General features: G+C 73.0%; 14 protein-coding genes. 10 read left to right on the top strand and 4 right to left on the bottom strand.

Annotation, left to right across the window (positions count from 1 at the left end; all coding sequences use genetic code 11):
* Window positions 1-3: 3 nt before the first annotated feature.
* Window positions 4-2739 (top strand): DEAD/DEAH box helicase, encoded by a 2736-nt coding sequence (locus ABIB53_RS10015; protein ID WP_354588063.1) that lies wholly within the window; start codon window positions 4-6, stop codon window positions 2737-2739.
* A 52-nt stretch (window positions 2740-2791) separates the two neighbouring features.
* Here the strand turns inward: ABIB53_RS10015 and ABIB53_RS10010 are convergent, their stop codons facing one another.
* Window positions 2792-3733 carry a 5'-3' exonuclease gene (locus ABIB53_RS10010; RefSeq protein ID WP_354588062.1) on the bottom strand — a complete coding sequence of 314 codons (942 nt, stop codon included), beginning with the start codon at window positions 3731-3733 and terminating at the stop codon, window positions 2792-2794.
* 54 nt (window positions 3734-3787) lie between these two features.
* Between ABIB53_RS10010 and ABIB53_RS10005 the strand changes: the two genes are divergently transcribed.
* The 4 genes from ABIB53_RS10005 to ABIB53_RS09990 are packed head-to-tail and all read left to right on the top strand — an operon-like array spanning window position 3788 to window position 7150.
* Window positions 3788-4213, top strand: a complete 426-nt coding sequence (locus tag ABIB53_RS10005) for an Lrp/AsnC family transcriptional regulator (protein ID WP_354588061.1) — start codon at window positions 3788-3790, stop codon at window positions 4211-4213.
* A 51-nt stretch (window positions 4214-4264) separates the two neighbouring features.
* Complete coding sequence (lnt, locus tag ABIB53_RS10000) at window positions 4265-5857, top strand: apolipoprotein N-acyltransferase (RefSeq protein WP_354588060.1); 1593 nt, start codon at window positions 4265-4267, stop codon at window positions 5855-5857.
* Entirely contained in the window at window positions 5850-6632 is a 783-nt protein-coding gene (locus ABIB53_RS09995) for a polyprenol monophosphomannose synthase (protein WP_354588059.1), read from the top strand. Before lnt ends, ABIB53_RS09995 begins: the two co-directional genes overlap by 8 nt.
* Window positions 6629-7150 carry an FxsA family protein gene (locus ABIB53_RS09990; protein WP_354588058.1) on the top strand — a complete coding sequence of 174 codons (522 nt, stop codon included), beginning with the start codon at window positions 6629-6631 and terminating at the stop codon, window positions 7148-7150. Before ABIB53_RS09995 ends, ABIB53_RS09990 begins: the two co-directional genes overlap by 4 nt.
* A 144-nt stretch (window positions 7151-7294) precedes the next feature.
* On the opposite strand, the gene ABIB53_RS09985 is transcribed toward ABIB53_RS09990, so the two are convergent.
* Complete coding sequence (locus ABIB53_RS09985) at window positions 7295-7651, bottom strand: RNA polymerase-binding protein RbpA (protein WP_068275780.1); 357 nt, start codon at window positions 7649-7651, stop codon at window positions 7295-7297.
* A gap of 245 nt (window positions 7652-7896) precedes the next feature.
* Between ABIB53_RS09985 and ABIB53_RS09980 the strand changes: the two genes are divergently transcribed.
* Window positions 7897-9267, top strand: coding sequence for an MFS transporter (locus ABIB53_RS09980; protein WP_354588057.1), 1371 nt, complete (start codon window positions 7897-7899; stop codon window positions 9265-9267).
* On the opposite strand, the gene ABIB53_RS09975 is transcribed toward ABIB53_RS09980, so the two are convergent.
* Together ABIB53_RS09975 and ABIB53_RS09970 are read right to left on the bottom strand one after the other, a co-directional pair.
* Window positions 9268-10644: a D-alanyl-D-alanine carboxypeptidase family protein gene (locus ABIB53_RS09975; RefSeq protein ID WP_354588056.1), complete on the bottom strand. Its 1377-nt coding sequence runs from the start codon at window positions 10642-10644 to the stop codon at window positions 9268-9270.
* Window positions 10645-10791: 147 nt separating this feature from the next.
* Entirely contained in the window at window positions 10792-11910 is a 1119-nt protein-coding gene (locus ABIB53_RS09970; RefSeq protein ID WP_354588055.1) for a methyltransferase, read from the bottom strand.
* Window positions 11911-12044: 134 nt separating this feature from the next.
* On the opposite strand from ABIB53_RS09970, the gene ABIB53_RS09965 reads away from it, so the two are divergent.
* The 4 genes from ABIB53_RS09965 to ABIB53_RS09950 all read left to right on the top strand — a co-directional run bounded on the left by ABIB53_RS09965 (window position 12045) and on the right by ABIB53_RS09950 (window position 14264).
* Window positions 12045-12389, top strand: coding sequence for a single-stranded DNA-binding protein (locus ABIB53_RS09965; RefSeq protein WP_354588054.1), 345 nt, complete (start codon window positions 12045-12047; stop codon window positions 12387-12389).
* Window positions 12390-12401: 12 nt separating this feature from the next.
* Window positions 12402-12689: an ECF-type sigma factor gene (locus tag ABIB53_RS09960; protein WP_502914635.1), complete on the top strand. Its 288-nt coding sequence runs from the start codon at window positions 12402-12404 to the stop codon at window positions 12687-12689.
* A gap of 9 nt (window positions 12690-12698) precedes the next feature.
* The gene (locus ABIB53_RS09955; RefSeq protein ID WP_354588053.1) at window positions 12699-13280 is read left to right on the top strand and encodes a GrpB family protein; all 582 of its coding nucleotides are present in this window, start codon (window positions 12699-12701) and stop codon (window positions 13278-13280) included.
* An 87-nt stretch (window positions 13281-13367) separates the two neighbouring features.
* The gene (locus tag ABIB53_RS09950; RefSeq protein ID WP_354588052.1) at window positions 13368-14264 is read left to right on the top strand and encodes a DUF6892 domain-containing protein; all 897 of its coding nucleotides are present in this window, start codon (window positions 13368-13370) and stop codon (window positions 14262-14264) included.
* Window positions 14265-14347 lie beyond the last annotated feature (83 nt).

Below are 14347 nucleotides of genomic sequence, written 5' to 3'. Positions count from 1 at the left end.
GACATGTCAGACGCCGTGGACGCCTTCGCCGCCGGGGTCGACTTCCCGCTCGACCCCTTCCAGATCGAGGGCTGCGAGGCCATCGCCGCCGGGCACGGCGTGCTCGTCGCGGCGCCGACGGGAGCCGGCAAGACGATCGTCGGGGAGTTCGCCGTGCACCTCGCGCTCCAGCGCGGGCAGAAGGCCTTCTACACGACCCCCATCAAGGCCCTGTCGAACCAGAAATACCACGAGCTCGCCGCCCGCCACGGGCACGCGCAGGTCGGTCTGCTCACCGGCGACACCTCGATCAACGGCGAGGCGCCGGTCGTCGTCATGACGACCGAGGTGCTGCGCAACATGATTTACGCGGGCAGCAGCACGCTCGAGGGCCTGGGCTTCGTCGTCATGGACGAGGTGCACTACCTCGCCGACCGCTTCCGCGGGGCCGTGTGGGAGGAGGTCATCATCCACCTCGCGCCGTCCGTGCAGCTCGTCTCGCTCTCGGCGACGGTGAGCAACGCCGAGGAGTTCGGCGACTGGCTCGACGAGGTGCGCGGCGGCAACGTCGTCGTCGTCTCCGAGGAGCGGCCGGTGCCGCTGTGGCAGCACATGCAGGTCGGCAAGGAGGTCTACGACATCTTCGTCGACGGCGCGACGCCGAGCGACGATGCCGACCGGTGGCGGGTCAACCCGCTGCTCATGGACGCCGTGCGCAGCGCCTCGCGCTCCGGCGAGGACGGCCCGGCCCGGGGCCGGGGCGGGCGGGACCGCGACCGGCGCGGCCGGGGCGGGCGGTCCCAGGGCGGGGCGCGTCAGCGTTTCGGCGGCGGAGCCTCGCGCACCGAGGTCATCACCCAGCTCGACCGCGAGGGGCTGCTCCCCGCGATCACCTTCATCTTCAGCCGGGTCGGCTGCGAGGGCGCCGTCGGGCAGCTCCTCGGCAACGACGTCCGGCTCATCAGCGCCGCCGAGGGCGAGCGCAACCGGCGCACCCTCGAGGAGCGCTCGGCCGTGCTCGAGGGCGAGGACCTCACGGTCCTCGGCTACCACCAGCTGCTCGCCGGCCTCGAGCGCGGGTACGCGCCCCACCACGCGGGCATGCTGCCGATCTTCCGCGAGGTCGTCGAGGAGCTCTTCACCGCGGGCCGGGTCAAGGCGGTCTTCGCGACCGAGACCCTGGCCCTCGGCATCAACATGCCCGCTCGCACCGTCGTCCTCGAGAAGCTCGTGAAGTTCAACGGCGAGGCGCACGTCGAGATCACCCCCGCCGAGTACACCCAGCTGACCGGCCGGGCGGGCCGACGCGGCATCGACGTCGAGGGCCACGCCGTCGTCGTGTGGTCGCGCGGCATGGACCCGCTCTCGGTGGCGGGCCTGGCCTCGACCCGCACCTACCCGCTGCGCAGCTCCTTCGCCCCGACGTACAACATGGCGGTCAACCTCGTGGCGACCGTCGGACGCCAGACCGCCCGCGAGATCCTCGAGAGCTCCTTCGCGCAGTTCCAGGCCGACCGGGCCGTCGTCGGCCTGGCCTCGAAGGTCCGCTCCCAGCAGGAGTCGCTCGAGGGCTACGCCGAGGCGATGCACTGCGAGCTCGGCGACTTCCGCGAGTACGCGCAGATCCGCCACCGCATCAGCGACCTCGAGAAGTCCGGGCGCAGGCAGCGCTCGGCGACCCGTCGCGCCGAGACCGCCGTCTCCCTCGACTCCCTCGAGACCGGCGACATCATCCGCATCGGGGGCCGCCGCTCCGGCCTGGCCGTCGTCGTCATCCCGGCCCGGCCCTACAAGGGGCAGTCCGGCGAGCCCATGGTGCTCACCGAGCACAAGCAGGTGCGCCGGCTCACGACCTCCGACCTCGACGGGCCGGTCACCCCCTTCGGCAAGCTCGCGGTGCCCCGGTCCTTCAACCCCCGCTCGGCCCGGCACCGGACCGATCTCGCGACGACGCTGCGGGTCAAGGCGCCCCACGAGGGGGCGCCGTCGATCCGGCGCGAGGCGAAGGAGGCCGCCGGGGGAGAGGACGCCCGGCTCGTGCGCCTGCGCCAGGAGCTGCGGGCGCACCCGTGCCACGCGTGCCCGGACCGCGAGGAGCACGCGCGGTGGTCCGAGCGCTGGTGGCGCCTCAAGCGCGAGCAGAGCGCCCTGCAGCGCACCGTCGACTCGCGGACCGGCTCGGTCGCGGCCCGCTTCGACCGGGTCGTGTCCGTGCTCGTCGACCTCGGCTACCTCGACGAGGGCGGCGACGCCGTGAGCGCGGACGGCGCCCGACTGCGCCGGCTCTACTCCGAGAAGGACCTCCTCGCCGCCGAGTGCCTGCGCGCCGGCACGTGGAAGCAGCTCACCCCGGCCGAGCTCGCCGCCGCCGTCTCGATGCTCGTCTACGAGCCGCGGCGCGACGACGCCGACCTCATGCCGCGGATCCCGACCGACGGCCTCGCCATCGCCTGGGAGGACATGCAGGAGCGCTGGCGCGACATCGAGGCTCGCGAGCACACCGCGGGGCTCGACCCCACCGACCCGCCCGACGCCGGGATCGCCTGGCAGGTGCACCGCTGGGCGAGCGGCCGCCGGCTCGACGAGGTGCTCCTCGACTCCGACCTCACCGCGGGCGACTTCGTGCGCCGGTGCAAGCAGATCGTCGACCTGCTCGACCAGATCGCGAAGGCCTCCGAGGAGGACCGGCTGCGCAGCACCGCGCGCAAGGCGATCGACGCCGTCATGCGCGGCGTCGTCGCCGCCGACCGCATCGACTGACGCGGCCGGCACCGGGACGCCGCGGGCAGGGCGAAGGGGGAGCGGGGCCGGGTCAGTCGGCCTGCGGGTACAGCGCGGCCGCCGCCCGGCCGAGGGGACCGGCGATGCCGTGGTCGAGCGCGAGCCGGCTCATCCCCGCCGGGTCGGGCAGCTCCGGGCCGATCGTCAGGTCGACGTCCGTCACCGGCACGTCCCGCGCCACGGCGACGACGCGCGGGGCGGCGTCGAGGTAGTCGCTGCCCGCCTCCAGCCGGGCACGCTGGGCGCCCTTGATCGACGGGTCGCCGCTGGCGATCGCCGCGCGGATGCCCTCGAGCGAGCCGTGGGTGGCGATGAGCCGGGCAGCGGTCTTCTCACCGATACCGGCGACGCCGGGCAGGCCGTCGCTCGTGTCTCCGCGCAGCACCGCCATGTCGGCGTACGCGTCGCCCGTGGGCACGTCGTACTTCGTGCGCAGGTAGGCCTGGTCGACGACGTCGGGGTCGCGCACGCCGCCGCGGGCGGTGTAGATGACCCGCGTGCCCGAGGCGTCGTCGACGAGCTGGAAGAGGTCGCGGTCACCCGTCACGACGTCGACGGGCATGACCCCGCGGTAGTGGTGGGCGAGGGTGCCGATGACGTCGTCGGCCTCGTAGTGGGCGGCTCCGACCTTGGGCACGCCCAGCACCTCGAGGCACTGCGCGATGACGGGCACCTGGGGACCGAGCTCGTCGGGCACTTCCTCGCCCTCTGCGGCGTCCTCGGCGACGCGGTGGGACTTGTACGTGGGGACCGCGTCGACCCGCCACTGCGGGCGCCAGTCGTCGTCCCAGCAGGCCGCGACGTGCGTCGGCCGGTAACGCACGACGAGGGTCGCGATCATGTCGACGAAGCCGGCGACCGCGTTCGTCGGGATGCCCGACGGCGCCTCCGCCCGGGCCGGGACGCCGTAGAAGGCGCGGAAGTACAGGCTCGCGGAGTCGAGGAGGAGCAGGCGCGGCGTCGCAGACGGCATGGCCGAAGCCTATGCGTCCGGCGCCACGGCGCCCCGTCGCCTATCGTCACCCGCATGGAAGAGGCTGACCAGCGCATCGTCGACCTGCTCGTCGTCGACGGCCGGATGAGCTACACCGACCTCGGGCGCGCCATCGGCATGTCGACGTCGGCGGTGCACCAGCGCGTGCGCCGGCTCGAGGAGCGCGGGGTGATCCGCGGCTTCACCGCCCAGGTCGACCACGCGCGGGCCGGTCGACCGCTCACCGCCTTCATCGCCGTCGAGCCGCTCGACCACCGCGCTCCCGACGACATCCCGCAGCGGCTGCGCGACGTCGCCGACGTCGAGTCCTGCTACAGCGTCGCCGGCGACGCCAACTACCTGCTCAAGGTGCGCGTCGGCACCCCCCAGGACCTCGAGGCGCTCATCGCGACCATCCGGGCCAAGGCGGAGGTCTCGACCCGCACGACGGTCGTGCTGTCGACCCCCTGGGAGGACTGAGCGCGCCGGGTCGACGGCGAAGGGATGGACGTCCCCGGGTTAGGCTCGGACGTGCCCGAGACCCCCTTCGCCCCGCCCGCTTGGGTGCGCGCCGTCCTCGCGGTCGCCGGCGGGCTGCTCGTCTGGCTCACCTTCCCCGACCACGGGATCCACCTCGCCGCGGTGCCCGGTGTCGCCCTCGTCGGCCTCGCCCTGTGGGGCGTGCGGGCGCGGGTGGGCTTCGGCCTCGGGATGCTCGCCGGCTGGGCGACCTTCCTGCCGACGCTGCACTGGTCGGGCATCTTCGTCGGCGCGATGCCGTGGGTGGCCCTGTCGACCGTGCAGGCCCTCTACGTCGCCGTCATGGGAGCGGTCCTCGCGGCCGTGCAGCGCCCGCTGCTCGCCCGGGGCCGTGTGGTCCTCGCCGCGCTCGCCCTGCCCGTGCTGTGGGTGCTGCAGGAGCTCGTCCGCGGCACCGTCCCCTTCGGCGGCTTCCCGTGGGCCCGTCTCGCCTTCGGGCAGGCCGACAGCCCGCTCGCGCGGTGGGCCTGGCTCGGCGGGGCGCCACTGGTCAGCCTCGTCGTCGCGCTCCTCGCGGTGCCGCTCGTGCTGCTCGTCGTGCGTCGCACGTTGCGCGCCGCCCTCCTCGTGCCGGTCGCCGTCGCCCTCGGGCTGACCGGCCTGCTCCTCCCGGTCCACGCCGAGGCGCCCGAGGGCTCGACGCCGGCCCGGATCGGGATGGTGCAGGGCAACGTGCCGCGCGCCGGCCTCGACTTCAACGCCGAGCGGCGTCAGGTCCTCGACAACCACGTCACGGGCACCGAGGAGCTCGGCCGCTCCGGTGAGCGCCTCGACCTCGTCGTGTGGCCGGAGAACTCCAGCGACATCGACCCGCTGCGCAACCCCGACGCCGCCGCCCAGGTGCAGCGCGCGCTCGACGCCGTCGACGTGCCCGTCGTCGTCGGCGCGATCCTCGACGAGCCGAGCCCGGAGGTGAGCAACGCCAGCCTGCTCTACGAGCCCGGCCGTGACGCCCCGACGGCCCGCTACGTCAAGCAGCACCCCGTCCCCTTCGCCGAGTACGTCCCGTACCGGGACTTCTTCCGCCTCTTCTCCGACAAGGTCGACCTCGTGCGGGTCGGCTTCGCGAAGGGGCCCGGGCCGCAGGCCTTCCCCGTCGAGGGGTCCGCGGGCGGCTTCTCCGTCGTGCCGACGATCTGCTTCGAGGTGGCCTACGACGGGCTCATGCGCGAGGCGGTCCACCACGCCGAGGACGGCGGGCTGCCCAGCGTGCTGCTCGTGCAGACGAACAACGCGACCTTCGGGTACACGGCCGAGTCGACCCAGCAGCTCGCGATCTCGCGGATCCGGGCCATCGAGCACGGCCGACCCGTCGCCCACGTCTCGACCGTCGGCGTGAGCGCCGTCATCGCCCCCGACGGGTCCGTCGCCCAGCCCACCGAGCTCTTCACCGCGGCCCAGGTCGTCGGCACCTTCGACGCCCGCACCGGGCTCACCCCCTCCGACCGGCTCGGCCCGTGGGTGGAGATCGGCAGCGCCCTGGCCCTCGTCCTGCTCGTCGTGGCGGGGCGACTGCGCGGGCGCCGGGCGGATAAAGTCGACACCTCACCGAAGACGAAGCTGGAGTCGAGTGCCCGTGCCTGACGCCCCCCTGCGGCCCCCCATCACCCGGGTGGCCGTGCTCATCCCGACCTACAACGAGCGCGAGAACCTCCCGCGCGTCGTGCAGCGCGTGCGCGACAGCGTGCCGAGCGCCGACGTCGTCGTCCTCGACGACAACAGCCCCGACGGCACCGGCGCGGTCGCCGACGAGCTCGCCGCCGCCGACGACCAGGTCCACGTCCTGCACCGCCAGGGCAAGGAGGGCCTGGGCGCGGCCTACCTCGCCGGCTTCCGCTGGGCGCTCGACGCCGGCTACGACGCCGTCGTCGAGATGGACGCCGACGGCTCGCACCGCCCGGAGGACCTGCCGGCGATGCTCGAGGCCGCGCGTGACGCCGACCTCGTCATCGGCTCGCGCTACGTGCGCGGCGGCAGCGTCGTCAACTGGCCGCTGTCGCGCAAGGCGATCTCCATGGGCGGCAACCTCTACATCCGCGCGATCCTCGGCATGCCGGTCAACGACGCGACGGCCGGCTACCGGGTCTACCGCGCCGACACCCTGCGCGAGATCGGCCTGGACCAGGTCGAGAGCGCCGGCTACGTCTTCCAGACCGACCTCACCGTGCGCACGGTGCGCGCCGGGATGCGCGTCGTCGAGGTGCCCATCACCTTCGTCGAGCGCGAGATCGGCGAGTCGAAGATGGACGGCGACGTCGTCAAGGAGTCGATGCGGCGCATCACCGGGTGGGGCGTGCGCCACCGCCGTGACCAGGCCGCCTCCCTCGTGCACCGCGAGCGGCGGTGGCACCGGCTGTGAGCCAGATCCACGGCCAGCCCGGAGCGCCGCGACGGCGGCGCCGCGTCCTGCCGTGGGTGCCGGTGGCCCTGCTGGTGCTCGTCGTCCTCGAGCTCGCGGTGATCATCGCCGTCGGCCGCCGGATCGGGGTCCTGTGGACGATCGTCTCGCTCGTCGCGCTCTCGGTCGCCGGCGTGTGGCTGCTGCGGCGCGAGGGCGCCCGGGCGATGCGCGCCCTGCGCACGTCCGCCCGCACGGGCGAGATGCCCAGCCGGGCGCTGGCTGACGGGATCCTCGTGCTCGTCGGCGGTCTGCTGCTCGTGCTGCCGGGCTTCGTCACCGACGTCGTCGGGCTGCTGCTCGTCCTGCCCTTCACCCGCCCCCTCGCCAGGCCGCTGCTCGAGGCGGGCATCCGGCGTCGCGTCTTCGGCGACCTCGGGGTGATCCGGGTGCGCACGGCCACCCACCGCGACGGGCGCACGCGCCGCGACGGCCCCGACCCCGGCGACGAGGTCGTCGAGGGCGAGATCATCGACTGAGCGAGGTCGTCGACTGCGCGAGCCCGAGGGATCCGACGGGGGAGGGGGTCCCCTTCGCCCGCAGCCCGCGCGCGACGTGCCGTCCTCGCACGACGAGAGCCGCCCCGGTCGTGCCGGGGCGGCTCTCGTACGAGGAGGGTGCGGTCAGGCGGAGCGCTTGCGCGGCTTCTCGCCGCGACGCTCGCGCAGGAGCGCCAGACGCTCCTCGAGGAGCTCCTCGAGCTCGGGGACCGAGCGGCGCTCGAGCAGCATGTCCCAGTGGGTGCGGGCGGGCTTGGTGGGCTTGAGCTCGGGCTCGGGGCCGTCGAGCAGCTTGCCGAGCTTGCCGCAACGGCACTCCCAGGTGCTGGGGATCTCGGCCTCGACCGAGAAGGGCAGCTCCGTGCGGTGGCCGTCGTCACACACGTAGGTGGTGATCTGCCGCTCGCTGGGGACGACGTTCGCGGTGGTCTCCATGCTGAACGACACCATGCGGGTGCCGCGAAGTGTGCGCTCTGCCATCTCAGTACTCCTCGTCGATCAGGGGGTGCGCCCGCCCTGCTGTCGGGCACACATGAAGAACGCCCGGGGGCGTCCAGTTTGTTCCGGCTCCGCGGCAGGCGTGAGGTACGTCGCCTGCGACTCAGATCACATGAGGGGGTCGATCTGCGCTCTTCGGCGAGCGAGCGATGTCGGCAGTCCGTCAGGTTACCGCGTCGTACCCGTGTCGCGCACATCGGCCCACGGGGCGAGGGTACGGTCCCCCTGTGACCCAGCACCGAAGCGACGTCGACGCCGATCTGCCCCTCGCGCCACCCGGCTCCGCGCTGCGGCACGGGGACTCCCGGACGCCACGTCGCACGGTCGTGTCCTGGGCGATGTGGGACTGGGGAGCCCAGCCGTACAACACGGTCATCATCACCTTCGTCTTCTCCGTCTACATCACGAGCTCGAGCTTCGGCGCGACGAACGCGACGTCGACCGCCCTGGCGATCGCCACCGGCATCTCCGGCCTCGTCGTCGCCCTCGTCGCCCCCGTCCTCGGGCAGAACGCGGATCGCAGCGGTCGCACCGTGCGCAACCTGCGGGTGCAGACCTGGCTCATGGCGGCCCTGGCCGCCTCGCTCTTCCTCGTGCGTCCCGAGCCGGGCTACCTCCTGCTCGGCCTCGTCCTGCTCGGCGTCGGGTCGATCGTCTCCGAGGTCGCCGGCGTGACGTACAACGCGACGATCGAGCAGGTGGCCACACCCCGCACCGTCGGGCGGGTGTCCGGCTTCGGGTGGGGGATGGGCTACCTCGGCGGCATCCTCGTGCTCCTGCTGCTCAACTTCACCCTCATCGCACCGGAGCGCGGCCTCTTCGGCGTCACCGGCGCCGACGGCCTCGACATCCGCGTCTCGATGCTCGTGTGCGGGCTGTGGATCGCCGTCTTCACCGTGCCCGCCTTCCTCGTCCTGCGCGACGAGCCGCGCGAGCGCGCGCCGCGCGTGGGCATCGCCGAGTCCTACCGGCTGCTCTTCGCCTCGCTGCGGGCGCTCTACGCGAGCTCGCCGCACACGGTGTACTTCCTGCTCGCCTCCGCGCTCTTCCGCGACGGGCTGGCCGGCGTCTTCGCCTTCGGGGCGATCCTCGCCGCGGGGACCTTCGGGCTCACCGCCGGCGAGGTCATCATCTTCGGCGCCGTGGCCAACGTCGTCGCGGGGCTGAGCACGATGGCGATGGGCGTGCTCGACGACCGGATCGGCCCGAAGCGGGTCATCATCATCAGCCTCGTCGCGCTCGTCGTCATCGGCCTGGGCATCTTCGTCCTCCACGACGGCGGCAAGCCCGTCTTCTGGAGCCTCGGGCTCGTCATGACCGCCTTCGTCGGACCGGCCCAGGCGGCCTCGCGCAGCTATCTCGCACGGGTCATCCCCGAGGGCCGCAGTGGTGAGATCTTCGGGCTGTACGCGACGACCGGGCGAGCCGTGTCCTTCCTCAGCCCGCTCGCCTTCGCCGCCTTCATCGCGCTCGGCGCGGCGGTGACGGGGGACGACAACACGCAGTACTGGGGGATCCTCGGCGTCGCGCTCGTGCTGCTCGCCGGGCTCGTCGTCCTCGTCCCCGTGAAGTCGCACGAGGAGCAGGTGCGGGGCTGATCAGCCCGCGTACTCCCAGTGCCAGGGCTCGGGCAGGCTGCCACCGGCCTGCGCCCAGGCCGGGTGGAACCACCCGTAGAGCGCGGCGTTCTGCTGCATCCACGCGTGCGCGGCGGTGCCGAAGCTGTTGATCCCGCCGCACAGGTCGAGGGCGAGCCCGAGCCCGTGGTTCGAGCGGCCCGGCGTGGCCGCCCAGCCGCCGCGCTGCTGCTTGACGATGACCTGCTCGGCGTAGGAGCGGTAGCTGTCGGTGATGCAGATCGGCGAGCCGGTGTCGCGGGCGTAGGCCTTGCTCATCTCGTTGAAGGCGGCCGCGGCCTTGGGGCGCAGCATCTCGCCGGCCGCCCCGATGAGCGGGCACAGGGCGTTCGGGGGCACCTGGCCGTTGGGGTAGGTGCCCTCGTTGTCCGAGCACGGTGCGGCGCCCTCGAAGGCGCTGACGTCCTGCCCGGCCTTCTCCATCGCCGCGGTGAGGCTCTCCTGGGCGTCCTGCGCGTCGGGGTCGGTGAGGCCGAGGAGGGACTTCACGAGCGGCCCGGCCTCCTTGAGCTCGGAGGCGTACTCCTTGCGCAGCGTCTCCAGCGTCGCCTTGCGCTCGGTGATGACGGCGGTGAGGTCCTTGCGGGCCTTGTCGGCCTTGGCCTTCTCGCTCTTGGCGCGCTTCTCCGCCTTCGCCCGCTTGCGAGAGAGCTGGGCGGCGGTGATCGTGTCGACCCGCACGAGGTCGACGCTGTGGATGCGCTCGTCGGTGAGATAGCTGAGGTCACCGGCGGAGTCGCCGGCCTTGGCCGGTGACTTCGTCATGATGTTGAGGAAGGCCATGGTGTCGGTGTAGCCGCCGGCCTCGGTGTAGGTGCCGAAGGCCCAGTCGCGCAGGTCCTCGCGGCCCGCGTCGAGCCGGTTCTTCAGCCGGGTGGACGCACGACGCGCCTCGTCGGCCTCCTTCTTCGCGGCGCGGTGCTTCGAGGTGGCCTCGGAGTAGCGCTCGAGGAGGGTGTTGGCCCGGGTGGAGTGACGGCGCAGCTCGGTGACGAGGGAGCCGATCTCCTTGTTGTTCTTGAGGATGCTCGCGGCGAGCGCGTTGGCCTCGTCGACCTGCTTCTTGACCTCGGCGGGGGAGAGGGCGTCGTCCTCCTCCCCCTTCGCGTCCTCGTCGTAGGCGAAGGGGTCGCTCGAGCTCTCGCTGCCGCTCGCGCCGGGAGAGGTGGGGTCTGCGGGCTCGCCGGCCGGGTCACCGGTGGTCGGGGCCGTCGTGCCCGTGGGTGCCGGCTCGGTGGTGCTCGTCGGGGCGGGGGTGGTGCTCGTCGGCGCGACGGGGGAGGGGTCGGCGACCGCGGCGGGGGCGGTCAGCGACCCGGCGACGGTGCACACGGCCACGGCCTGAGCGCATCGGCGCCACGAGATGGTCCCCACTCGGTGTGTCCCCTTGACTGTCGGTGGTGCCAGATGGCACGGGCCCCATGATACGTACGGCGCGGGCCCGACGGGAGGGGATCCCCAGACATCTGCGGCGGTCCTCTCGGATCAGCCCCGCTGCAGCCGCACGACGACCTCGTGGTGGCCGGTCTGCGGGAACATGTCGACGAGGCGCGCCTCCTGCGCGACCCACGACGGCAGGTCGGCGAGGTCGCGGGCCAGAGACCCGACGTCGCAGCTCGAGTAGACGAGATGGCGGGCTGAGGAGCGCTCGATGGCCTGCGTCAGCGCACCGATGCCGCGCCGCGGCGGGTTGACGACGACGAGGTCGGCGTCGGCGGTCGCGGCCTCGGCGTCGCCGGTCCCGAAGTCCGCGGCCAGGCCCAGCTCGGCCGCGGTGGTCCGGGCCGCGGCGACGGCCTCGGCCGAGATCTCCAGGCCTCGGACCGGCGTGCCGGCGGGCAGCACCCGCGCCGCGTGGAGGGCGAAACCGCCGACCCCGCAGTACAGGTCGAGCACCGACCGCGGGGAGACGTCGCGGACCCAGCCCGTGGCGGTCTCGTAGAGGGCGGCGGCCGCCGCCGTGTTGGTCTGGAAGAAGCCGCCGGGTCGCAGGTGCAGCGGCACCCCGCCGATGCTCATCGTCAGGTGCTCCTGCTCCGTCAGGAGCACCTCGTGCTCTCCCTCGAGGACGGCCTTGTGCTCGGGCTGGAGATTGACGCTGACGACGACGAGAGAGGGCAGCTCCTCGAGCAGGCGGGGCAGCGCGTCGCGCAGACGCGGCAGGTGCCGGTCGCTGCGCAGGACGAGACGGAGCATGAGCTCCTCGTCGGGGCTCACGGTGAGGAGCACGTGCTTGAGCTCGCCGCGCCGACGGGGCACGTCGTAGGGCGGCACCTGCAGCCGCTCGAGCCAGCGGGCGACCGGGTCGAAGGCGCTCGAGAGGGCATGAGGGTAGAGGCCGCACCCCTGGAGGTCGACGCCCCGACCCTCCCGGTCGAGGATGCCGAGGGTGAGAGCGCCAGGTGAGCCGCCGGCGACGAGCTTGGCCTTGTTGCGGAAGCCGGCCTCGGGGGAGGCGAAGGGGGAGCGCCACACGACCTCGGGCGCGACGCGGGCCAGCCGCTCCTGCACGTCCTGCTGCTTGCGCCGCAGCTGGACCTCGTAGGGGATGCCCATGAAGGTGCAGGACCGGCACGCCCCCGCGTCGAAGTAGTCGCACTGCACGCCCTCATCGTGCCACCCGTCCACAGCTGGGCCGTCGCGGCGGTCGCCGTCCACAGCCGCCGCCGGGCCCGTGCCCTCGGTCGCACGATGGCGGACCGTGGGGGCATCGCAGGCCGAGCGCAGGAGGAGCAGACATGGACGAGCATGGTCAGGGCAGCGGCACGGACGTCAACGAGGTCCGGCTCGTCGGGCGGGTGAGCGGCGAGCCGACCGCGCGCACGCTGCCGAGCGGCGACGAGGTGGTGACCCTGCGGGTCGTCGTGTCGCGCACGGATGGGCGGCCGGTGGACACCATCGACCTCGCGTGCTGGTCCGCGCGCTCACGACGGGCCGCGCAGCACCTCGCCGACGGCACCCGCGTCGAGGTCGAGGGGTCGCTGCGGCGGCGCTTCTACCGCACGCCCGGCGGGGCGGCCAGCCGGTACGAGGTCGAGGTACGCCGTCTCGTGCGCGAGAGGGTGCGTGTCATCACATGTTGACAGCCGGGGCGCGTGGTGCCATCGTGTCAACACCTGTTGACGAGGCGAGGTGGCCGGACGATGACCCAGGAGATGGTCGACATGGTCGTGACCTTCATGGACGACGAGGACCCCCGTGCCGCGCTCCGCGGGGGAGCGGAGCTGCGACGCGGTGTCGAGCGACGCGAGGCCGTGCTCGTGCGGCGGGCTCGCAGCGCCGGTCTGTCATGGGCGGAGATCGCCCACGAGCTGGGCGTCAGCCGGCAGGCGGTGCACCGCAAGTACGGCGGCTCACGCTTCGAGCGCGCCCGCTCGACGTAGCCTGCGACCGTGGACGAGTCATCAGCAGCCAGCACCCGCCGACGCCCCGACGTCACCGACGTCGAGCTCGTCGGCGGGACGGAGAAGGTCCGACTGCACCTCGTCGAGCACGACCCGGCATGGGCGCAGGCGTACGCCCGCCATGAGACACGTGTTCGAACGGCACTCGGGGGAGTCGCACGCTCGGTCGAGCACATCGGCTCGACCTCCGTGCCGGGCCTGGCGGCCAAGCCGATCGTCGACGTCCTCGTCACCGTGCCGGACATCACCGCCGAGGAGGACTACCTCGACGCGCTGGTGGCCGCCGGGTACCAGCTGCGGGTGCGCGAGCCCGGCCACCGGCTGGTCCGCACACCGGAGCGAAACGTCTTCATCCACGTGCTCGAGCCCGATGACCCGGCTGCGGACGACTACCTGCTGCTGCGCGACCACCTGCGCCGTGACGCCGACGACCGCGCGCTGTACGAGCGCACGAAGCGCGAGCTCGTCAGCCGTGACTGGCCGAGCATGAACCACTACGCCGACGCCAAGACCGAGGTCATCGAGGCGATCAAGGCGCGCGCCCGGGCGGCTCGGGACGGGTCGGCCTGAGCCCCTTCTGCAGATGGTGGGCGCCCTGGCGGGTTTCGCCGATAATCGACATTATGTCAAGTAGCGCACTCGGCTAGGGTCCCCCGCATGTCGACACCTGTCATCGAGCTCGGACCAGACGCTCTCCTCGTCGAGGGCACCCCCGTCGCGCTGCCCATCCCCATCGGCACCCTCGTCGCGGCCTGGGGCGAGCCCGAGCTCTGGGTCGGCACGGCCGGGTCCGTCGTCACGTGGCACGAGCTCGGGGTCTTCGCGCACCGTCTCGACGAGACGCACGTCAAGACGCTCTGCGTGCAGCTGCGTCCCGAGGCGGACGCCCCGGCCTTCGTCCCCCGGTCGGCCTTCACCGGCCGTCTGGTCGTCGACGGCGAGGTCGTCACCGACGAGCTGCCCGGGGCCGGCGTCGACGCACGTCGCGTCGCCGGGACCGCGACGACCGAGCGTCACGGCGTGCGTCTGCACGCGAGCTACGAGGGCGACCACCTCGAGTCCGTCGAGATGACCGTGCCGAGGACGACCCCGGCCGTGCCGGTCGAGCGCTACGCGCCGCGGCGGGTCGCCGACCCCGTGCGCTTCACCGACCTGGGGCTCAAGCTGGCCGTCGTCGACGAGCTGATGTACCAGCAGGAGGTGATCCAGCCCCGGCTCGACGCCCGTGACTTCGCCCGGTCCTGCACCGGGCGGACCATCGACCTCGACGCCGAGGGTCACCGGCCCGTCCCGGAGATCCTCGCCTACCTCCAGGACCTCCAGATCGACCGCAGCGAGGCCGCGCTCGTGCACGAGCTCGTCATCGACGCGGGCAACGACGTCTACCGCGAGGTCGCCCCGCTGTGGGACGGGGAGGACGACACCTTCGACATCGGGTCGTGGGCCGACCTCGACCTCCTCCCCCACCTCACGAGCCTCGACTTCGTCTCGCTCACCCCGGACGACGAGACGCTCGACGCGCTGCGGGCCCGTGGCCTGGATGTCGACGCCTGAGGGCCCTGCGCCGCTCGAGGTGGTCGCCGGCGTCCACCCCGGCTCGCCCGACGCACCCCGTGACGTCAGGGCGCCGCGATCAG

This window comes from Janibacter sp. UYMM211 (assembly GCF_040547045.1).
GTDB lineage: Bacteria > Actinomycetota > Actinomycetes > Actinomycetales > Dermatophilaceae > Marihabitans > Marihabitans melonis.
This window is presented reverse-complemented; position numbering and strand designations above follow the sequence as displayed.